The organism is Streptomyces africanus, from assembly GCF_030816955.1.
In the GTDB taxonomy this organism is placed as follows: Bacteria; Actinomycetota; Actinomycetes; order Streptomycetales; family Streptomycetaceae; genus Streptomyces; species Streptomyces africanus.
Genome location: NZ_JAUSYP010000001.1, coordinates 2,169,161 through 2,188,624, shown reverse-complemented (window position 1 = coordinate 2,188,624; position 19,464 = coordinate 2,169,161). Strand labels below are relative to the sequence as shown.

Sequence of the window (19,464 nt, the reverse complement as noted above, 5' to 3'; positions counted from 1 at the left end):
AGCGCGACGTGAGTGTCGTACCCGCCGATGTCCTGCCGGGCAGCGCCCTGGCCGTGGACGAGCCCGCCGTGGGCGCGGCCGAGCTCGGACCCCGGGCGCGGCTGTGGCCGTCGCTGGCGGCCGTGTACCGGGCGCAGCTGTCCCGGGCGCGGGTCGCGCGGATCCCGCTGCTGTTCGTGGCGACGTTCCAGTCGGTCGGGATCATGGTCCTGATGCGTGGGGTCGTGGACGACGGGGCGGAGGCGCAGGCCGTCGTCGCCGGGTCGTCCGTCCTGGTGGTGGCCTTCGTCGCGCTGAACCTGCTCGCGCAGTACTTCGGGCAGCTGCGGGCCAGCGGCGGACTCGACCACTACGCGACGCTGCCGGTGCCGCCGGCGGCGGTGGTGCTGGGCGCGGCGGGCGCGTACGCGTCGTTCACCGTGCCGGGGACCGTCGTGACGGCGGTGTTCGGCTGTGTGCTGTTCGGGCTGCCACTGGCCCATCTGTGGGTCCTGGTGGCCGTGATCCCGCTGGCGGGCGCCGCGCTCGCCGGACTGGGGGCGGCGCTCGGACTGCTCGCGCCCCGGCCGGAGCTGGCGACGCTCCTCGGGCAGCTGGGCATGTCGGCGGCGCTGCTGCTGGGCGTGCTGCCGGCCGAGCGGATGCCGGAGGCGGTGCGTTTCACGCGGGACCTGCTGCCCTCGACGTACGGCGTGGAGGCCTTCGCGCGGACGTTCGGGCCGCATCCCGACTGGGCCTTCGTGCTCGGCGACCTCGCCGTGTGCGGGTTCGTGGGCGTCGTCTCGCTGGTCGTGGCGACCTGGGCGTACCGCCGGGCGGCCGTCCGGTGAGCGGGGAGGGATCGTCCGGTGACGCGGGGCACAGGCGGGCCTGGCACGATGGCAGGGTGACCGCACCACTGAATCCGCCACCGCCGCCGCATGAACGTTCCGCACAGGATGCGTGGCCGCCGCCGGGCGCCGGGTCCGGGGCGCACGGATCGCAGGCTCCCGGGTCTCAGCACGCCGCGTACTCCGGGCACGGCTGGTACGGGCAGGACGGGCCCGGTATGAAGACGGAAGTGCGGGAGGCCGGCGTGGCCGCCGTGGCGGTGGCGCTCGGCGGGGTGCTGCTGGGTGTGCTGTGGTGGTGGCTCGCGCCGCACGTGCCGCTGGTCGGTGACGTGGTCGGGGGGAAGTGGATCGTCTACCTGAAGGACACCGAGGGGGAGCAGGCCGTCGGGGTCGACGGCACGTTCGCCCTGCTCGGGCTGGCCTTCGGGGTCGTCAGCGCCCTGGCCGTGTTCCTGCTGCGGCGGCGCGGTGGTGTGCCGCTGGTGGTGGGGCTGGCCGTCGGGGGGCTGCTCGGGTCGTTGCTGGCCTGGCGGGTCGGGGTGTGGCTCGGCCCCGCGGAGGATGTCGTCGCGCGGGCGCGGGATGTGGGGCGGGGGGTGACGTTCTCCGCGCCGTTGAGGTTGGGGGCGAAGGGGGCGTTGCTGGCCTGGCCGCTTGCGGCGCTGGTGTTGCATCTCGGGTTGACGGCGTTGTTCGGGCCTCGGGATCCGGAGCCGGAGTTCTCGGACGGGCCGTATCAGACACCGCCTGCTGCATAGGTGCCCGGCGTTTGGGCTGAGGCCGGGTCGGGGCGCAGCCCGGCGGGGCGGGGTGCCGCTGCGCCCACCCGTGCCGCCCTGGGGGCACCTCCCAGGCCCTTGAGGCACTGGGGGAGGCACGACTGCCCGCAGCTAAGCGGCTAGGGGCGTCCGATCGGCGCCAGTACCGCCTCCGTCAGCTTCTGCAAGTCCTCCGGGGACAGTTCCACCTCCAGGCCCCTCCGGCCCGCCGAGACGCAGATGGTCGGGTGGGACGACGCCGACGCGTCCAGCACCGTCGGGAGCTTCTTGCGCTGGCCCAGGGGAGAGATGCCGCCCCTGACGTAACCCGTCGTGCGTTCCGCCAGGGTCGGGTCGGCCATCGTCGCGCGTTTGCCGCCCACCGCCGCTGCCAGGGCCTTCAGGTCCAGTTGGCCCGCCACCGGGACCACCGCGACCGTCAGCGCGCCGTCGATGTCGGCCACCAGGGTCTTGAAGACGCGGTCCGGGGAGACGCCCATCGCCTCGGCCGCCTCCTCGCCGTACGAGGGATGGGCGGGGTCGTGGTCGTAGGAGTGGACCGTGAACTCCACGCCCGCCGCCGTGAGGGCGACCGTCGCGGGGGTGCCGCCCGGCTGCTGCTTCTTCGACTTCTTCGCCATTCCGGTCCGCTTCAGTTGAGACTCGTCGGGCCGCGCGTCAGGTCCGACGCCGGCAACGACGGCAGATTACGGATGATGGCCGTCTCGGAGCGAAGGAGTTTCAGCTCGTCGCGCAGGCGGGAAGCCGTGTCGGGCGCCTGGAGCAGGCGCTGCTTGGTGGGGGTGTCCAGCATCATCGCCGCGGCCACCAGGTACGACACCACGCCGGGCTCGTCGGGCAGGTCGGCGCCGGTCGTCAGGGACCGTTCCCGTGCGCCCGCCAGTCGCTTCTGGTACTGGCGGAAGGACCGCAGCACCCCCTCGGCCAACGGCGCCGCCTCGTCGCCGGGTTCCTCCGACAGCGTCTCCAGCTCGGCCGTCAGGAACGGACCCGACGCCTCCACCGACAGCAGCCGCACCCGGGTAGTGCCGGTCGCCAGCACCTCGAAGGAACCGTCGGTCCGCTCCCGGATCGTCGCAGCGTCCGCGATACAGCCCACCTTGTGGAACGCCTTGGCCGGGTCCGTGCCGAAGCCGGCGGCGGGCCCCCGCTCGGGCAGGGACGTGGGGTCGGGCATGCCGGGCGCGCTCGGGGCCACCTCGTGGCCGTCGCGGATCGCCACGACGGCGAACCGGCGCGGCTCGTCCTCCGGCGTCTTCAGCAGTTCGCGCATCATGGCGCGATACCGCTCCTCGAAGACGTTGAGCGGGAGCACGAGCCCCGGGAACAGCACCGAGTTCAGGGGGAAGAGGGGGAGCCGGACGGTGGTCACGACGCAAAAGCCTAATGGTCGCGGGAGGTGACTCGTCCGCCCCGTTCACTCCGTGGATGCCGGGCCGGCCGGCCGGCTGCTCCGGACAGCACGTCCTCGCGTATCCGCAGGAAGTGACCGAGCGGGTCGTCCGACACCTGGTCCCAGGGGAACGAGGTGGCGTACGGGCCGTTCAGGCGCAGTTGTTCCCAGGCGTCCTGCCAGCGCTCCAGGCGCACCAGGACGAAGACGAGCAGGTTCCGCATCCGGGCCGGCCAGGGGTCGGCCGCCGGCAGTCGCGGGGACAGCGCGATCGCCCGGTCGGCGGCGGCGTCCAGCCGCTCGCGCGGCAGCTCGGGCCCGCAGCCGTCGGTGAGGTAGCCGAAGGCCGCCCGCAGCGGGAGCGCCTGGACGAGCGCGTCGGCGGGCGCGTCCTGTGCGGCCCGGTCGGCGAAGTCGAAGCACTCCTGGTGCGAACCGTGCCAGGACGCGGCCAGATAGCGCAGGGCCGACTCGTGGCAGCCGTAGTGGTGCGGGGCGCGGCGCACGGCCGCCGCCCACAGTTGCTCGAAGTAGCTGTGTCCGGCCTGGGCGCCGCGCGCGTGGTCCAGCGCGAGTCGCCAGGGCACCGGGTCGGCGTGGTCGGCCCGGGCGGCGGCCGTGATCAGCGGGCTGATCTCGCGCAGCGCCTCGGCCCGGGCCGGTGACTGCCAGGCGCGGTCCACCGCCAGCTGGGCCCCGAGCAGCAGCGCGTCCGGGTCGTGCGGGGCCGTGGCGAGCCAGGCGTCCAGCCAGTCGGGGCGCGAGCGGGCGAAGGCGGCCAGCCGGGTCACGTACCGGTCCCGGCGCTCCCACTCGGTCGCCGCCCGGGTGGCGCGGAGCAGACCGGAGGCCGGTCCGTGGTCGCCGCGGGCGGCCGCGACCAGCGCCGGGCTGAGCCGGGCATCGGGCGCGTCGAGCAGCACCTCGTCGTCGGCGCGCGGCCTGCTGACGAGGTGGGGTGCGGTCCTTGTCATCCGGCCCGGGCGGATGAACGGCAGCTGCATGGCCATGGTGCCGACCATTGAAAGTCCGCTGGTCATGACGGCGCCAGATCGTTCGGTGAACTCGCGGAAAGTTGTACGCCTCAGGGTCAAGAGAATGTAAAAGTGTGACAGTTCAACAACACTGGTCACACCAGCATCATCAGTTGCGCCGCAGCAACCGCGTCGCCCCCGCCGCCACCGTCGTCGCCAGGATCCAGCCCAGCAGGATCATCGCCGTCGCCAGCCACTGCCAGCCGCCGCGCAACTGCCAGAAGCCCACCTGGCCCAGGTCGATCACCGGCAGCAGCAGATCGAGCGTGAACAGCGTGGGGTTCCACTCCGGATGCTCGCCCTGCTTCAGCGGCGGATGCCCGGCCTGCGCGAAGGCGAGGGAGCCCGCCGCCCACAGCACCGCCATCCACACCGCGGCCCGGCCCGGCCGGTACCCGTAGGCGACCGTCCAGTCCTGGGCGTAGCCCCACAGCTTGGCGGCCGGCGGCAGGCTCTCCCGGTGCCGGCGCTGCTTGGCGAGCAACACCTCGCGGGCGTCCTCGTCCTCCCCGCCGGCCCGCAGCACGGCGGCGAGCCGCTCGTACGGCTCCGGGTTGTACTCGGCGGTCGCCGCCGCCACCCAGTCCAGCCGCTCGGCCAGCGGGAACGGCCCGCGCGGCACGAGGTTCTCGTAGGTGAAGCCGCCCATGTGCAGCCGCCCCGGGCCGGGCCAGGCGTCCGCCCGGTCCATCAGGTTGACGATCTTCGCCCCCGACAGCACGACACGCCCGCGCGCGGGATGCTCGCCGAGGAACCGCAGCTCCGGCGTCTGCACCCGGCGCAGCGACAGTTCCTGGTCGTCGGTGAAGGTGAATCTGGCCTGCTCGAAGTCGACCGCGTCGCCGAACCGCCCGTCGTCCAGCCGGATCCCGCCCTCGCACGAGAACCGCTGGATCCGCGTCCCGCGCGCCGGGGTCATCCCGCTCATCGCCTGGGCGCCGACACCCGCCGGGGTCAGATACAGGCTGCGCTCGACGGTCAGCTGCGGGGCGTTGAAGGCGAGCCGCTCGTACGGATTGGCCAGGCGGGCGCCGCGCAGGCTCAGGGACACGCCGATGGTGGCGGCGCGCAGGCTCAGCTCGCCGTGCGACTCCAGCAGCTCGGCCTGTAAGTCCTGGCCGACGGTCAGGCCGTCCGCGGCGATCGACCGGCCGCTGCGGTCCCGGTGCGCGATCGCCTGGTTGAGCATCAGGTCCGTGCCGATCTGCGCGTCGGTGAGCCGGATGCCGCGGTGGAACCGGCAGCGCGGCAGATGCAGATCGCCCTCCGTCTGTACCCGGGCCGCCTCCAGCCGCGGCACCGAGCAGTTCACCATCCGCACGGTCGTGAAGCGGGCCTCCGGCAGCAGCACGTCCTGCTCGAACCGGCACTGGCGCATCTCGACGTACGGCACCACCGTGCCGCCCGCGAGGTCCAGCGAGCCGCTGATCCGCACGCCGGCCAGCTTCAGCGACGACACCCGGCCGGCCAGGGCGGGCGGGCCGTCCAGGAGCAGCCAGCAGACGATCCGGGCCCGCACGGTCCGCTCCTCGCCCCAGGGGTGGCCGCCGTGCGGATCGTCCACCACCGGGTCGCCGCTGCTCAGGTCGTACACGCTGCCGTTGCGGAACGCCTGCCACATTCCGGCCTCGGCCGCCGTCAGGTCGTCGGGCACATCCCCGGCACGCACGCCGGCCCCCTCGGTCACGTCTCTTCCATCCTCCCCGGATACTCGCGGGTCAGGTGCTTCGTACAGCTGTTCATGCCCGCTGAGTGACGCCCCGAACGCGAAACGTGAAGGGGATCTTCCGGCTTCCGGCGGTGGTCTGTATCAGCCATTGATACGAGCGGACGGCGCGTGATTCGGGTCTGAGAGAATTGAGCACGTGATCTCCCGAATCGATCTGCGCGGCGACGCCCTCCCCGAGGGCCCCGCCCTGCGTGACCTGCTGCCCCGAGCCGAGTTCGACGTTCAGGCCGCCCTGGAGAAGGTGCGTCCGATCTGCGAGGACGTGCATCATCGGGGCGACGCGGCGCTGATCGAGTACGCCGAGCGGTTCGACGGGGTCAGGCTCGACCAGGTGCGGGTGCCGGCCGCCGCGCTCACGCGCGCGCTGGACGAGCTCGACCCGGCCGTGCGCGCGGCCCTGGAGGAGTCCATCCGGCGCGCCCGGACCGTCCACCGCGAGCAGCGCCGCGCCACCCACACCACCCAGGTGGTGCCCGGCGGCTCCGTGACCGAGAAGTGGGTCCCGGTCGACCGGGTCGGGCTGTACGCGCCCGGCGGCCGGTCCGTGTATCCGTCCTCCGTGGTCATGAACGTCGTGCCCGCCCAGGAAGCCGGCGTCGAGTCCATCGCGCTCGCCTCCCCGGCCCAGTCCGAGTTCAACGGGCTGCCGCACCCGACGATCCTCGCCGCCTGCGCCCTGCTCGGCGTCGACGAGGTCTACGCGGCCGGCGGTGCCACGGCCGTGGCGATGTTCGCCTACGGCACCGAGTCCTGCCCGCCCGCCACCATGGTCACCGGCCCCGGCAACATCTGGGTCGCCGCCGCCAAGCGCTACTTCACCGGCAAGATCGGCATCGACGCCGAGGCCGGCCCGACCGAGATCGCGGTCCTCGCCGACGACACGGCCGACCCGGTGCACGTGGCCTCCGACCTGATCAGCCAGGCCGAGCACGACCCGCTGGCCGCCGCCGTCCTGGTCACCGACTCCGCCGAGCTCGCGGACGCGGTGGAGAAGGAGCTGGAGCCGCAGGTCGCGGCCACCAAGCACGTCGACGACCGGATCGTCCCGGCGCTGTCCGGCAAGCAGTCCGCGATCGTCCTGGTCGACGGCATCGACGAGGGCCTGAGGGTGGTCGACGCGTACGGCGCCGAGCACCTGGAGATCCAGACGGCCGACGCCGCCGCCGTGGCCGACCGCGTCAGGAACGCCGGCGCGATCTTCATCGGCCCCTGGGCCCCGGTATCCCTCGGCGACTACGCGGCCGGCTCCAACCACGTCCTGCCCACCGGCGGCTGCGCCTGCCACTCCTCGGGCCTGTCCGTCCAGTCCTTCCTGCGCGGCATCCACATCGTCGACTACACGCAGGACGCGCTGGCCGAGGTCGCGCACCACGTGGTCACGCTGGCGGAGGCGGAGGACCTGCCCGCGCACGGCGCGGCGATCAAGGCCAGGTTCGGCTGGAAGGTACCCGAGAGCAAGTGAGCGACGTACGCATCGATGATCTGCCCGTACGGGACGAGCTGCGCGGCAAGTCCCCCTACGGCGCGCCCCAGCTGGACGTCCCCGTACGGCTGAACACCAACGAGAACCCCTACCCGCTGCCCGAGCCGCTGGTCGAACGCATCGCCGAGCGGGTCCGTGAGGCCGCCCGCAACCTCAACCGCTACCCGGACCGGGACGCGGTCGAGCTGCGCACCAAGCTCGCCGAGTACCTGACGGACACCTCCGGCCACGAGGTCGGCCTGGCCAACGTCTGGGCGGCCAACGGCTCCAACGAGGTCATCCAGCAGCTGCTGCAGACCTTCGGCGGGCCCGGCCGTACCGCGATCGGCTTCGAGCCGTCGTACTCGATGCACGGGCTCATCGCGCGCGGCACCGGTACCGGATGGATCTCGGGCCCCCGCAACGACGACTTCACGATCGACCTCGCCGCCGCCCAGAAGGCGATCGCCGAGCACCGGCCCGACGTCGTCTTCGTCACCACCCCCAACAACCCCACGGGCAACGCGGTCCCGCCCGAGACGGTCCTCGCGCTCTACGAGGCCGCGCAGGCGGCGAAGCCGTCGATGGTCGTGATCGACGAGGCGTACATCGAGTTCAGCCACGGCGACTCGCTGCTGCCGCTGCTCGACGGGCGCCCGAACCTCGTCGTCTCGCGCACGATGTCGAAGGCGTTCGGCGCGGCGGGCCTGCGCCTCGGCTACCTCGCCGCGCACCCGGCCGTCGTCGACGCCGTCCAGCTCGTCCGGCTGCCCTACCACCTGTCGGCCGTCACCCAGGCGACCGCCCTGGCCGCCCTGGAGCACACCGGCACGCTGCTGGGCTATGTCGAACAGCTCAAGGCCGAGCGGGACCGCCTGGTCACCGAGCTGCGCGCCACCGGCTACGAGGTCGTCGAGTCCGATGCCAACTTCGTGCAGTTCGGCCGGTTCGAGGACGCGCACACGGCCTGGCAGAAGATCCTCGACCGGGGCGTCCTGGTCCGGGACAACGGCATCCCCGGGTGGCTGCGGGTGTCGGCCGGCACCCCCGAAGAGAACGACGCGTTCCTCGACGCGGTACGTGCACTGAAGAAGGAGCAGAGTTCATGAGCCGCACAGGACGCGTGGAGCGGACGACCAAGGAAACCTCGGTCCTCGTCGAGATCGACCTCGACGGCACCGGCAAGACGGAGATCTCCACCGGCGTCGGCTTCTACGACCACATGCTCGACCAGCTCGGCCGGCACGGTCTGTTCGACCTGACCGTGAAGACCGAGGGCGACCTGCACATCGACTCGCACCACACCATCGAGGACACCGCCCTCGCCCTCGGCGCCGCCTTCAAGCAGGCCCTCGGCGACAAGGTCGGCATCTACCGCTTCGGCAACTGCACGGTCCCGCTGGACGAGTCCCTCGCCCAGGTCACCGTCGACCTGTCCGGCCGCCCCTACCTCGTGCACACCGAGCCCGAGAAGATGGCGCCGATGATCGGCGAGTACGACACCACGATGACCCGGCACATCCTGGAGTCCTTCGTCGCCCAGGCCCAGATCGCGCTGCACGTGCACGTGCCCTACGGGCGCAACGCCCACCACATCGTGGAGTGCCAGTTCAAGGCGCTGGCCCGGGCCCTGCGGTACGCCTCCGAGCGCGACCCGCGCGCCGCCGGCATCCTCCCCTCCACGAAGGGCGCCCTGTGAACGGCATCTCGACCCTGCTGATCGTCGTCGGCCTGTTCCTCGTCGGCGGCATCTACTCCTTCGTCAAGCAGAAGATGCCCAAGGGCCTGATCGTGCTGCTCTCCATCGGCGCCGCGATGTGCCTGGCGGCCGGTGTCGTGAGGCTGGAGGTGTGGAATTGAGCGCCCCTCAGAAGAAAGTGGTCGTCTTCGACTACGGCTTCGGCAACGTCCGCTCCGCCGAGCGTGCCCTCGCGCGCGCGGGAGCCGACGTCGAGATCACGCGTGACTACGACAAGGCCCTGAACGCCGACGGGCTGCTCGTGCCGGGCGTCGGCGCCTTCGCCTCCTGCATGAAGGGCCTGCGCGAGGCGCGCGGCGACTGGATCGTCGACCGCCGGCTGGCCGGAGGCCGGCCCGTCATGGGCATCTGCGTCGGCATGCAGATCCTCTTCGCGCGCGGCATCGAGCACGGCGTGGAGAGCGAGGGCCTCGACGAATGGCCCGGCTCGGTCGAACCGCTCCAGGCCGAGATCGTGCCCCACATGGGCTGGAACACCGTGGACGCGGCGGCAGGCTCGCAGCTGTTCGCGGGCCTGGACGCGGACGCGCGCTTCTACTTCGTGCACTCCTACGCCGTCCACGACTGGTCGCTTCAGACCCACAACCCGGCGATGGAGGCCCCCAAGGTCACCTGGTCCACGCACGGCAAGCCGTTCGTCGCGGCCGTCGAGAACGGCGCCCTGTGGGCCACGCAGTTCCACCCCGAGAAGTCCGGCGACGCCGGAGCCCAGCTCCTCACCAACTGGATCGGAACCCTGTGAGCAAGCTCGAACTCCTCCCCGCCGTCGACGTCCGTGACGGCCAGGCGGTCCGCCTCGTGCACGGCGAGTCCGGTACGGAGACCTCCTACGGCTCACCCCTGGAGGCCGCCCTCGCCTGGCAGCGCTCCGGCGCCGAGTGGCTGCACCTGGTCGACCTGGACGCCGCGTTCGGCACCGGGAACAACCGCGCGCTGATCGCCGAGGTCACCAAGGCCATGGACATCAAGGTGGAACTGTCCGGCGGCATCCGCGACGACGACACCCTCGCCGCCGCCCTGGCCACCGGCTGCACCCGCGTGAACCTCGGCACGGCCGCCCTGGAGGCTCCCGAGTGGGTCGCCAAGGTCATCGCCGAGCACGGTGACAAGATCGCGGTCGGTCTCGACGTCCGCGGTACGACCCTGCGCGGCCGTGGCTGGACCCGCGACGGCGGCGACCTCTACGAGACGCTGGAGCGCCTGAACAAGGAGGGCTGCGCGCGGTACGTCGTCACGGACATCGCCAAGGACGGCACCCTCCAGGGCCCCAACCTGGAGCTGCTGAAGAACGTCTGCGCGGCGACGGACCGCCCGGTGGTGGCCTCCGGCGGTGTCTCGTCGCTCGACGACCTCCGTGCGATCGCCGAGCTCGTCCCGCTCGGTGTCGAGGGCGCGATCGTAGGGAAGGCGCTGTACGCGAAGGCGTTCACCCTGGAAGAGGCATTGGAGACTGTGTCGTCATGAGTGATGCCGTACGGCGCGTGCAGAGCGGAAGTCCCTGGGAAGAGAGTTTCGGTTTCGCACGCGCCGTGGCGGCGGGCGATCGGGTGCTGGTGGCGGGCACGACACCCTTCAAGGGCGATGTGCTGTACGGGGAGGGCGACCCGTACGAGCAGGCCAAAGCGGCCTTCACCAGCGCCCTCGAAGCGATCGGCGAGTTCGGGCTCGGTATCGAGTCCGTGGTCCGGACGCGAATGTATCTGGCACACACGCGCGACCTCGACGAGGTGGGCCGGGCCCACAAGGAGCTGTTCGACTCCGTGCGCCCCGTCGCGTCCTTCCTCGTGGTGGACGGCTTCGTCGACCCGCGCGTCCTGGTGTCGGTGGAACTAGAGGCATTCAGAGGAACGGTGGATTCATGACCCTGGCGGTCCGAGTCATCCCCTGCCTGGACGTGGACAACGGCCGGGTCGTCAAGGGCGTCAACTTCCAGAACCTGCGCGACGCGGGCGACCCCGTCGAGATGGCCAAGGTGTACGACGCCGAGGGCGCCGACGAGCTGACGTTCCTGGACATCACCGCCTCGTCGGGCAACCGCGAGACGACGTACGACGTGGTGCGCCGCACGGCCGAGCAGGTGTTCATCCCGCTCACGGTCGGCGGCGGGGTGCGCACCGCCGAGGACGTGGACAAGCTGCTGCGGGCCGGCGCGGACAAGGTCGGCGTCAACACGGCCGCGATCGCCCGCCCGGAGCTGATCCGGGAGATCGCCGAACGCTTCGGCCGCCAGGTCCTGGTCCTGTCGGTGGACGCGCGCCGCACCGAGTCCGGCTCCTTCGAGGTGACCACCCACGGCGGCCGTCGCGGCACCGGCATCGACGCCGTCGAGTGGGCACACCGGGCCGCCGAGCTGGGGGCCGGCGAGATCCTGCTCAACTCCATGGATGCGGACGGCACCAAGGACGGCTACGACCTGGAGATGATCCAGGCCGTCCGGGGGCACGTGACCGTCCCGGTCATCGCCTCGGGCGGCGCCGGCAAGCTGACGGACTTCCCGCCGGCCATCGCGGCGGGAGCGGACGCGGTGCTGGCCGCGTCGGTGTTTCACTTCGGGGACCTGCGCATCGGCGAGGTCAAGCAGACGCTGCGGGAGGCGGGCCACCCGGTGCGGTGACCCACCCCCTCGGATCCCGGACCGTTTCAGATCCCGAGCTGCTTGCTTTCGTGCAGCTTCGCGATCGCGTCCTCGTCGCCGTCCAGCTCGACCTTGGCCTTGCTCTGCCGACCGTAGGAGAACAGCACCAGCTCCGAGGGCTCACCCGTCACCGTGACCACCGGCGCGCCCCGCTGGGCGACGACCGTCTGGCCGTCCGGGCGGCGCAGCACCAGGCCCGTCGGGACGCTGCGCCCCATCAGCCGGGCGGTGCGCTCCAGCCGGGACCACAGGGCGTCCTGGAAGACCTGGTCGAGCTCACGCGGCGACCAGTCGGGCTGGGCGCGCCGGACGTCCTCCGTGTGGACGTAGAACTCGATGATGTTCGACATCTCGTCGACCTGCTTGAGCGAGAAGGGCGAGAACCGCGGCGGCCCCGTACGGATCAGCTGGATCAGCTCCTCGTACGGCTTGTCGGTGTACTCCGCCATCACCCGGTCCAGGCGCGGCGCGAGCTGCTTGATCAGTATCCCGCCGGCCGCGTCCGGGCGGCGCTCGCGCACCACCACGTGCGCGGCGAGGTCCCGGGTGGTCCAGCCCTCGCACAGGGTGGGCGCGTCCGGGCCCGCGGTCTCCAACAGATCGGCGAGGAGAAGTCGTTCACGCTTGGCATGGGTCGACATGGAGTCAGCCTACGACCGGCTCGAAGGTCCGCACAGTGGACACTCCACCTGGCCTGTCAGTGGCGCGCGGCACAATGGTCGGCATGACCAGCACGTCCCCCCGGCCCAGCCGTCTCGACCCGGAGATCGCCGCCCGCCTCAAGCGCAGCGCCGACGGCCTCCTGCCCGCCATCGCCCAGCAGTACGACACCGGAGAGGTGCTGATGCTCGGCTGGATGGACGACGAGGCGCTGCACCGCACCCTGACCACCGGCCGGTGCACCTACTGGTCGCGCAGCCGCCGGGAGTACTGGGTCAAGGGCGACACCTCCGGCCACTTCCAGTGGGTGAAGTCCGTCGCCCTCGACTGCGACGCCGACACCGTCCTTGTCAAGGTCGACCAGGTCGGCGCCGCATGCCACACCGGCGCCCGCACCTGCTTCGACGAGGACGTGCTCCTCAAGGACGGCGGCTCCGACGCCCCCGCCTCGGATCAGTAAGGTCAGCGGCCATGGACCTCGAGACGTTCCGCAAGCTCGCCACCGACCGGCGGGTCATCCCCGTCACCCGCAAACTCCTCGCCGACGGCGACACCCCGGTCGCGCTCTACCGCAAGCTCGCCGCCGAGCGCCCGGGCACCTTCCTGCTGGAGTCCGCGGAGAACGGCCGCTCGTGGTCCCGTTACTCCTTCGTGGGCGTGCGGTCGGCGGCGACGCTGACCGAGCGCGACGGACAGGCCCACTGGCTCGGCGTCCCGCCCGTCGGCGTCCCCGTCGACGGCGACCCCCTCGCCGCGCTGCGCGCCACCATCGAGGCCCTGCACACGCCCCACCAGGACGGCATGCCGCCCTTCACCGGCGGCATGGTCGGTTATCTCGGTTACGACATCGTCCGCCGCCTGGAGAAGATCGGCCCCGGCGAGCGCGACGACCTGAAGCTGCCCGAGCTGACCATGCTCCTCACCAGCGACCTGGCCGTCATGGACCACTGGGAGGGCTCGGTCCTGCTGATCGCCAACGCGATCAACCACAACGACCTGGACAGCGGCGTCGACGAGGCCTACGCGGACGCCGTGGCCCGGCTCGACGCCATGGAGGCCGACCTCTCCCGCGCGGTCGCCCAGCCCCCGGCCGTGCTCCCGCCCTCCGAGCTCCCCGCGTACACGGCGCTGTGGGGCGGCCCCGACTTCCAGGAGGCCGTCGAGGACATCAAGGAGCGCATCCGGGCCGGCGAGGCCTTCCAGGTGGTCCCCTCCCAGCGCTTCGAGACGCCGTGCACGGCGAGCGCGCTGGACGTCTACCGGGTCCTGCGGGCCACCAACCCGTCCCCGTACATGTACCTGTTCCGCTTCGACGGCTTCGACGTGGTCGGCTCGTCCCCCGAGGCCCTGGTCAAGGTCGAGGACGGCCGGGCCATGGTCCACCCCATCGCCGGCACCCGCTGGCGCGGCGCCACCCCGCAGGAGGACCAGGCCCTCGCCGACGAGCTGCTCGCCGACCCCAAGGAGCGCGCCGAGCACCTCATGCTCGTCGACCTGGGGCGCAACGACCTGGGGCGGGTCTGCGAGCCCGGCTCGGTCGAGGTCGTCGACTTCATGTCCGTCGAGCGGTACTCGCACGTGATGCACATCGTCTCGACGGTGACGGGCCGCGTCGCCCCGGGCCGCACGGCCTTCGACGTCCTCACCGCCTGCTTCCCGGCCGGCACCCTCTCCGGCGCCCCGAAGCCCCGCGCCCTGCAGATCATCGACGAACTCGAACCGTCCCGGCGCGGGCTGTACGGCGGCTGCGTCGGCTACCTCGACTTCGCGGGCGACTCCGACACCGCCATCGCCATCCGCACGGCCCTCCTCCGGGACGGCACCGCCTACGTCCAGGCCGGCGCGGGCATCGTCGCCGACTCCGACCCGGTCGCCGAGGACACTGAGTGCCGCAACAAGGCGGCGGCGGTGCTGCGGGCGGTCCATACGGCGAACAGGTTGGGCAGGTGACAGCACGATTGGCATGTGATCGTCCGATTACGCTATGTTGCAGCTCCCGCGCGGGAGTCCCTGAAGGCACAACCCCGGCTTGCCGGTGGACCCGGTTTCGTACGGGACGTTGATCGCGTAGGCGCGGGGTGCAGCCAATCACCCCTGCTCCACCGGAGTGGAGCTGGACGCAAGCGCCGTGTCACAGCCAGTGGCACTCGTTGTGCAAGCCCCGGTGTCCCGGTGCCTGGCAGTTGGCGCGATAGTGGGTACATGACTGCCGTACCTCACCCCCACTCCGTAGCGGCCGGCCCCACCCGGGCCGGCCGCCGGAGCCTCGCCGTCGCGCTGCTGTGCGGTGCGCTCGGCGCGGCCGTGGCGCTGCTCGCCACCCGGCAGCGCTGGGCGGAGGGCACCGCGACGGTGGCCGGCGGCGCCTTCCCCCTGACCGCCAAGGGCAGCGACGTCACGGGCGTACCCGCGGCGCTCGCCGTGGTGGGCCTCGCCGCGCTCGTCGCCGTCTTCGCCGTCCGCCGGGCCGGCCGCTTCGTGGTGGCCGGGCTGCTGGCGCTCTCCGGCGCGGGCATCGCCGCCGCCGCCCTGCTCGGCGCCTCCGACAGCGCCGCGCTCGACGAGCAGGCCGCCCAGGCCTCCGGCGACACCTCCGCCTCCGTGGACACCCTCAGCCACACCGCCTGGCCGTACGTCGCGGCCGTCGGCGGCCTCCTGATCCTCCTGGCCGGGCTGCTCGCCCTGCGCTACGGCCGGCTGTGGCCCGCGATGTCCGGCCGCTACGAGCGGGGCGGCACGCCCCAGCCACGCCGCAAGGCCCCCGCCGTCGACCCCGACCGGCCCGAGGACCTGTGGAAGGCACTCGACCGGGGCGAGGACCCGACCGGGGCCTGAGCCCACCCGGGGGAGCGGGGACACCCCCGCTCACGGCGGGCGCGTGCGTGCGGGACAATGGGCCTGAGCGTCCTGCTCAGACACGCACACAGCAACGAGGAGCAAGCAATGGCGGGCAGCAGCCACGGTCACACCCCGGCCGCCTGGACCGGTGTCATCATCGCCTTCATCGGTTTCTGCGTCGCGGGCGCGTTCATGGTGATGGACCAGCCCGTGGGCTTCTGGGCGGGCATCGTCGTCGTGCTCCTCGGCGGTGTCGTCGGCGGCATCATGCGGATGATGGGCCTCGGCCAGCCGAAGGACCTGCACCAGCCGCACCAGATGACCGGCGACCGCGAGCCGGCGCGCGCCGAGGGCTGACCCCCGGCGGAACACTCCGTCGTCGCGTGAGGGGCGGCCGGCACTCGGGTGCCGGGACCGCCCCTCAGGCGCGTGCGGGGCACAATGCCTACCGTGAACGCCGACAGCCGAAGGGTGACGCACAGCGTCCCGGGCCGCCTGGCCGTCCCCGCCGGGGTGCTCGCGGCCGTCGCCGCCGCGTTCGCCTATGTGGGCGCGGTCGACCCCAACGAACCCGGCCACTACCCCGCCTGCCCGCTGCTGCACTACACCGGCCTGTACTGCCCCGGCTGCGGCGGACTGCGCAGCGCCCACGCCGTCGTCCACGGCGACCTCCCGGCGGCACTGCACGCCAACGCGCTCGCCGTCCTCGGCTATCTGGCCTTCGCCGTGCTGTGGACCGTATGGGTGGTCCACGCGGTGCGCGGGCGCCCGATGCGGTTCGACCCCCGCCCGGGGCTGGTGTGGAGCCTCGGAGCGTTGCTGCTGGTCTTCACCGTTGTCCGGAACCTGCCCTTCGGTGGCTGGCTCCATCCTTGATCAACTGGCGGATGTCCAGTATGGGGGCACCTCCCGCCCGAGCATGCGAAGCTGGTTCGAGGGTGGGGGAGGGACCGGCGTCAACCGGATGCGAGGCCTTCGCCCCGCTGCGGATACCATCGCAGTGACCATCGGTTTTCGATCGGTCGCTGGAACTGTCAAGAGTCTGGAAGGGGGCCGCTCGCGTGAGTGTGCTCGACGAGATCATCGACGGAGTCCGTGCCGACCTCGCGGAGCGGCAGGCGCGCGTCAGCCTCGACGAGCTCAAGGAGCGCGCGGCGAAGGCTCCCGCGGCCAAGGACGGCGTGGCCGCACTGCGCGGCGACAGCGTCAAGGTCATCTGCGAGGTCAAGCGCTCCAGCCCCTCCAAGGGCGCGCTGGCCGCGATCGCCGACCCGGCCGGACTCGCCGCGGACTACGAGGCGGGCGGCGCGGCCGTCATCTCCGTCCTCACCGAACAGCGCCGTTTCGGCGGCTCGCTCGCCGACCTCGAAGCGGTCCGCGCCCGCGTGGACATCCCGGTCCTGCGCAAGGACTTCATCGTCACGTCGTACCAGCTGTGGGAGGCCCGCGCCTACGGCGCCGACGTCGTCCTGCTGATCGTCGCAGCCCTCGACCAGCCCGCCCTGGAGTCCCTCATCGAGCGCGCCGAGTCCATCGGGCTCACGCCGCTCGTCGAGGTGCACGACGAGGACGAGGTCGAGCGCGCGGTCGACGCCGGCGCCCGTGTCATCGGCGTCAACGCGCGCAACCTCAAGACCCTCGAGGTCGACCGCGGCACCTTCGAGCGCGTGGCACCGGAGATCCCCGACCACATCATCAAGATCGCCGAGTCCGGCGTCCGCGGCCCGCACGACCTCATCGCCTACGCCAACGCCGGCGCCGACGCGGTCCTGGTGGGCGAGTCCCTCGTCACCGGCAAGGACCCCAGGACGGCGGTCTCCGACCTGGTGGCGGCGGGCGAACATCCCGCACTCCGGCACGGCCGGGGCTGATCTCCCGCTAGGCTTGGCCCCGATGACTGTCACCATGACGACCGTGGACCGGTACGCCCGCCTCGCGCGCGGCTGCCGCCCCCGCGGCTGCCGAGCCCCCGCGCGCCGCGTCCACGGCCGCCGGGTGAGGTACGTCATCGGTGACGAACCGGGCCAGGTGAACGGCATGCGATGGCAGCAGCGCCCCTTCAGGGGCGCGGGGAACTGCGCGACCAGCCACTGACGGCCCGCGGTCAACAGCCGATCCTCGCCCCCACGGCGATTAGTGCATCCAACACACTCACCGTGAGGTATTCGCATGCCCAGCCAGTTCTTCATCCCCGACCCCGAGGGTCAAACGCCCAACCCCGAAGGCTACTTCGGGACATTCGGCGGCAAGTTCATCCCGGAGGCCCTCGTCGCCGCGGTCGACGAGGTGGCCGTCGAGTACGACAAGGCCAAGCACGACCCCGAGTTCGCCAAGGAACTCGACGACCTCCTGGTCAACTACACCGGCCGCCCGTCGGCCCTCACGGAGGTGCCCCGGTTCGCCGAGCACGCCGGAGGCGCCCGCGTCTTCCTCAAGCGCGAGGACCTCAACCACACCGGCTCCCACAAGATCAACAACGTCCTCGGGCAGGCCCTGCTCACCAAGCGCATGGGCAAGACCCGGGTCATCGCCGAGACGGGCGCCGGCCAGCACGGCGTCGCCACCGCCACGGCCTGCGCCCTCTTCGGCCTCGAGTGCACGATCTACATGGGCGAGATCGACACCCAGCGCCAGGCCCTCAACGTCGCCCGCATGCGCATGCTCGGCGCCGAGGTCATCGCCGTGAAGTCCGGCAGCCGCACGCTGAAGGACGCGATCAACGAGGCGTTCCGCGACTGGGTCGCCAACGTCGACCACACGCACTACCTCTTCGGCACGGTCGCCGGACCCCACCCCTTCCCGGCCATGGTCCGCGACTTCCACCGCGTCATCGGCGTGGAGACCCGCCGGCAGCTCCTGGAACGGGCGGGCCGGCTCCCCGACGCGGCCGTCGCCTGCGTCGGCGGCGGCTCCAACGCCATCGGCCTCTTCCACGCCTTCATCCCGGACGAGTCCGTCCGCCTCATCGGCTGCGAGCCGGCCGGCCACGGCGTCGATACCGGCGAGCACGCGGCGACCCTGACCGCCGGCGAACCCGGCATCCTGCACGGCTCCCGCAGTTACGTCCTCCAGGACGACGAGGGCCAGATCACCGAGCCGTACTCGATCTCGGCCGGTCTGGACTACCCGGGCATCGGCCCCGAGCACTCCTACCTCAAGGACTCCGGCCGCGGTGAGTACCGCGCGGTCACGGACGACGCGGCCATGCAGGCCCTGCACCTGCTGTCCCGCACCGAGGGCATCATCCCGGCCATCGAGAGCGCCCACGCGCTGGCCGGTGCCCTGGAGGTCGGCAAGGAGCTGGGCAAGGACGGGCTGATCGTGGTCAACCTGTCCGGCCGCGGCGACAAGGACATGGACACCGCCGCCCGCTACTTCGGCCTGTACGACACCGACGCCGAGGTCGCCGCCGACGCGGACACCGACACCGCCGAGATCGAGGGGGACGCCAAGTGAGCGGCAAGATCCAGCTGTTGACCGACACCCTCGCCGCGGCGAAGTCCGAGGGCCGGTCCGCCCTCATCGCCTACCTCCCGGCCGGCTTCCCGACCGTGGACGGCGGCATCGAGGCGATCAAGGCCGCCCTGGACGGCGGCGCCGACGTCGTCGAGGTCGGTCTGCCGCACAGCGACCCCGTCCTCGACGGCCCCGTCATCCAGACCGCCGACGACATCGCCCTGCGCGGCGGCGTGAAGATCGCGGACGTGATGCGCACGGTCCGCGAGGCTCACGCGGCCACCGGCAAGCCGGTCCTCGTCATGACGTACTGGAACCCCATCGACCGCTACGGCGTCGAGCGGTTCACCGCCGAGCTCGCCGAGGCGGGCGGCGCCGGGTGCATCCTGCCCGATCTGCCCGTCCAGGAGTCGGCGCTGTGGAGGGAGCACGCGGAGAAGCACGGCCTCGCCACCGTCTTCGTCGTCGCCCCCAGCAGCAGGGACGAGCGGCTCGCGCAGATCACCGCGGCGGGCAGCGGCTTCGTCTACGCCGCCTCCCTCATGGGCGTCACCGGCACCCGTGAGTCGGTCAGCTCGCAGGCCGAGGACCTGGTGGCACGCACCCGGGCCACCGGCACGGGCCTGCCGGTCTGCGTCGGCCTCGGCGTCTCCAACGCCACCCAGGCCGCCGAGGTCGCCGGCTTCGCCGACGGCGTGATCGTCGGCTCGGCCTTCGTCAAGGCCATGCTGGACGCCCCGGACGACGCGGCCGGGGTCGAAGCCGTCCGCAGCCTGGCGGCCGGCCTGGCGCGGGGCGTGCGCGGACAGGCGTAAGAGACCGGGTAGTCATACAGGTCCCTCGTACGGGTGGACCTGGGGCCGGGGAGGCGCGGTGCGCCTCCCCG

The 19,464-nt window shown here is 72.1% G+C and carries 24 protein-coding genes; 19 read left to right on the top strand and 5 right to left on the bottom strand.

Annotated features, from left to right (window positions below; translation table 11 throughout):
* Nucleotides 1–8: 8 nt before the first annotated feature.
* Nucleotides 9–830, top strand: coding sequence for an ABC transporter permease (locus QF034_RS10235; RefSeq protein WP_307174638.1), 822 nt, complete (start codon nucleotides 9–11; stop codon nucleotides 828–830).
* Between the two features lie 56 nt (nucleotides 831–886).
* Nucleotides 887–1,591: an AAA family ATPase gene (locus QF034_RS10230; RefSeq protein WP_307174637.1), complete on the top strand. Its 705-nt coding sequence runs from the start codon at nucleotides 887–889 to the stop codon at nucleotides 1,589–1,591.
* 140 nt (nucleotides 1,592–1,731) lie between these two features.
* Here QF034_RS10230 and ybaK read toward each other — a convergent pair whose 3' ends face one another.
* From ybaK to QF034_RS10210, 4 genes are all read right to left on the bottom strand, one after another.
* On the bottom strand, nucleotides 1,732–2,232 hold the full coding sequence (gene ybaK, locus QF034_RS10225) for a Cys-tRNA(Pro) deacylase (protein ID WP_307174636.1): 501 nt from the start codon (nucleotides 2,230–2,232) through the stop codon (nucleotides 1,732–1,734).
* A gap of 11 nt (nucleotides 2,233–2,243) precedes the next feature.
* Nucleotides 2,244–2,984: an LON peptidase substrate-binding domain-containing protein gene (locus tag QF034_RS10220; RefSeq protein ID WP_086561955.1), complete on the bottom strand. Its 741-nt coding sequence runs from the start codon at nucleotides 2,982–2,984 to the stop codon at nucleotides 2,244–2,246.
* Between the two features lie 11 nt (nucleotides 2,985–2,995).
* Nucleotides 2,996–4,027 (bottom strand): hypothetical protein, encoded by a 1,032-nt coding sequence (locus QF034_RS10215; RefSeq protein WP_307179849.1) that lies wholly within the window; start codon nucleotides 4,025–4,027, stop codon nucleotides 2,996–2,998.
* A gap of 121 nt (nucleotides 4,028–4,148) precedes the next feature.
* Nucleotides 4,149–5,726 carry an oxidoreductase gene (locus QF034_RS10210; RefSeq protein ID WP_307174635.1) on the bottom strand — a complete coding sequence of 526 codons (1,578 nt, stop codon included), beginning with the start codon at nucleotides 5,724–5,726 and terminating at the stop codon, nucleotides 4,149–4,151.
* A gap of 178 nt (nucleotides 5,727–5,904) precedes the next feature.
* Between QF034_RS10210 and hisD the strand changes: the two genes are divergently transcribed.
* The 8 genes from hisD to hisF are packed head-to-tail and all read left to right on the top strand — an operon-like array spanning nucleotide 5,905 to nucleotide 11,603.
* Nucleotides 5,905–7,230, top strand: coding sequence for a histidinol dehydrogenase (gene hisD / locus QF034_RS10205; RefSeq protein WP_307174634.1), 1,326 nt, complete (start codon nucleotides 5,905–5,907; stop codon nucleotides 7,228–7,230).
* Entirely contained in the window at nucleotides 7,227–8,339 is a 1,113-nt protein-coding gene (locus tag QF034_RS10200; RefSeq protein WP_307174633.1) for a histidinol-phosphate transaminase, read from the top strand. Before hisD ends, QF034_RS10200 begins: the two co-directional genes overlap by 4 nt.
* Nucleotides 8,336–8,929, top strand: a complete 594-nt coding sequence (gene hisB, locus QF034_RS10195; protein WP_003989586.1) for an imidazoleglycerol-phosphate dehydratase HisB — start codon at nucleotides 8,336–8,338, stop codon at nucleotides 8,927–8,929. The genes QF034_RS10200 and hisB overlap by 4 nt, the downstream gene beginning before the upstream one ends.
* The gene (locus QF034_RS10190) at nucleotides 8,926–9,090 is read left to right on the top strand and encodes a CG2302 family histidine operon protein (protein WP_010039417.1); all 165 of its coding nucleotides are present in this window, start codon (nucleotides 8,926–8,928) and stop codon (nucleotides 9,088–9,090) included. The genes hisB and QF034_RS10190 overlap by 4 nt, the downstream gene beginning before the upstream one ends.
* Nucleotides 9,087–9,731 (top strand): imidazole glycerol phosphate synthase subunit HisH, encoded by a 645-nt coding sequence (gene hisH, locus QF034_RS10185; RefSeq protein ID WP_370880780.1) that lies wholly within the window; start codon nucleotides 9,087–9,089, stop codon nucleotides 9,729–9,731. Before QF034_RS10190 ends, hisH begins: the two co-directional genes overlap by 4 nt.
* Nucleotides 9,728–10,453, top strand: a complete 726-nt coding sequence (priA, locus tag QF034_RS10180; protein ID WP_307174631.1) for a bifunctional 1-(5-phosphoribosyl)-5-((5-phosphoribosylamino)methylideneamino)imidazole-4-carboxamide isomerase/phosphoribosylanthranilate isomerase PriA — start codon at nucleotides 9,728–9,730, stop codon at nucleotides 10,451–10,453. The genes hisH and priA overlap by 4 nt, the downstream gene beginning before the upstream one ends.
* Nucleotides 10,450–10,851, top strand: a complete 402-nt coding sequence (locus QF034_RS10175; RefSeq protein WP_307174630.1) for a RidA family protein — start codon at nucleotides 10,450–10,452, stop codon at nucleotides 10,849–10,851. The genes priA and QF034_RS10175 overlap by 4 nt, the downstream gene beginning before the upstream one ends.
* A complete protein-coding gene (gene hisF, locus QF034_RS10170) occupies nucleotides 10,848–11,603 on the top strand; it encodes an imidazole glycerol phosphate synthase subunit HisF (RefSeq protein WP_307174629.1) in 756 nt (251 codons plus the stop codon). The genes QF034_RS10175 and hisF overlap by 4 nt, the downstream gene beginning before the upstream one ends.
* 26 nt (nucleotides 11,604–11,629) lie before the next feature.
* Here the strand turns inward: hisF and QF034_RS10165 are convergent, their stop codons facing one another.
* Nucleotides 11,630–12,265, bottom strand: a complete 636-nt coding sequence (locus tag QF034_RS10165; RefSeq protein ID WP_307174628.1) for a TIGR03085 family metal-binding protein — start codon at nucleotides 12,263–12,265, stop codon at nucleotides 11,630–11,632.
* A gap of 83 nt (nucleotides 12,266–12,348) precedes the next feature.
* On the opposite strand from QF034_RS10165, the gene hisI reads away from it, so the two are divergent.
* The 9 genes from hisI (at nucleotide 12,349) to trpA (ending at nucleotide 19,393) form a co-directional block, all read left to right on the top strand.
* Complete coding sequence (gene hisI / locus QF034_RS10160; protein ID WP_243380997.1) at nucleotides 12,349–12,744, top strand: phosphoribosyl-AMP cyclohydrolase; 396 nt, start codon at nucleotides 12,349–12,351, stop codon at nucleotides 12,742–12,744.
* A gap of 11 nt (nucleotides 12,745–12,755) precedes the next feature.
* Nucleotides 12,756–14,234 (top strand): anthranilate synthase component I, encoded by a 1,479-nt coding sequence (locus QF034_RS10155; RefSeq protein WP_307174627.1) that lies wholly within the window; start codon nucleotides 12,756–12,758, stop codon nucleotides 14,232–14,234.
* A 252-nt stretch (nucleotides 14,235–14,486) separates the two neighbouring features.
* Nucleotides 14,487–15,119: a TIGR02234 family membrane protein gene (locus QF034_RS10150; protein ID WP_307174626.1), complete on the top strand. Its 633-nt coding sequence runs from the start codon at nucleotides 14,487–14,489 to the stop codon at nucleotides 15,117–15,119.
* Between the two features lie 108 nt (nucleotides 15,120–15,227).
* Nucleotides 15,228–15,479, top strand: a complete 252-nt coding sequence (locus QF034_RS10145; protein ID WP_307174625.1) for an HGxxPAAW family protein — start codon at nucleotides 15,228–15,230, stop codon at nucleotides 15,477–15,479.
* Nucleotides 15,480–15,563: 84 nt separating this feature from the next.
* Nucleotides 15,564–15,998, top strand: coding sequence for a DUF2752 domain-containing protein (locus QF034_RS10140; protein ID WP_307174624.1), 435 nt, complete (start codon nucleotides 15,564–15,566; stop codon nucleotides 15,996–15,998).
* Nucleotides 15,999–16,183: 185 nt separating this feature from the next.
* Nucleotides 16,184–16,993, top strand: a complete 810-nt coding sequence (gene trpC / locus QF034_RS10135; RefSeq protein ID WP_307174623.1) for an indole-3-glycerol phosphate synthase TrpC — start codon at nucleotides 16,184–16,186, stop codon at nucleotides 16,991–16,993.
* 22 nt (nucleotides 16,994–17,015) lie between these two features.
* Nucleotides 17,016–17,216, top strand: a complete 201-nt coding sequence (gene trpM / locus QF034_RS10130) for a tryptophan biosynthesis modulator TrpM (RefSeq protein ID WP_307174622.1) — start codon at nucleotides 17,016–17,018, stop codon at nucleotides 17,214–17,216.
* 75 nt (nucleotides 17,217–17,291) lie between these two features.
* The gene (gene trpB, locus QF034_RS10125) at nucleotides 17,292–18,578 is read left to right on the top strand and encodes a tryptophan synthase subunit beta (RefSeq protein ID WP_307174621.1); all 1,287 of its coding nucleotides are present in this window, start codon (nucleotides 17,292–17,294) and stop codon (nucleotides 18,576–18,578) included.
* The gene (trpA, locus tag QF034_RS10120) at nucleotides 18,575–19,393 is read left to right on the top strand and encodes a tryptophan synthase subunit alpha (protein ID WP_307174620.1); all 819 of its coding nucleotides are present in this window, start codon (nucleotides 18,575–18,577) and stop codon (nucleotides 19,391–19,393) included. Before trpB ends, trpA begins: the two co-directional genes overlap by 4 nt.
* The last annotated feature ends 71 nt before the right edge of the window (nucleotides 19,394–19,464 follow it).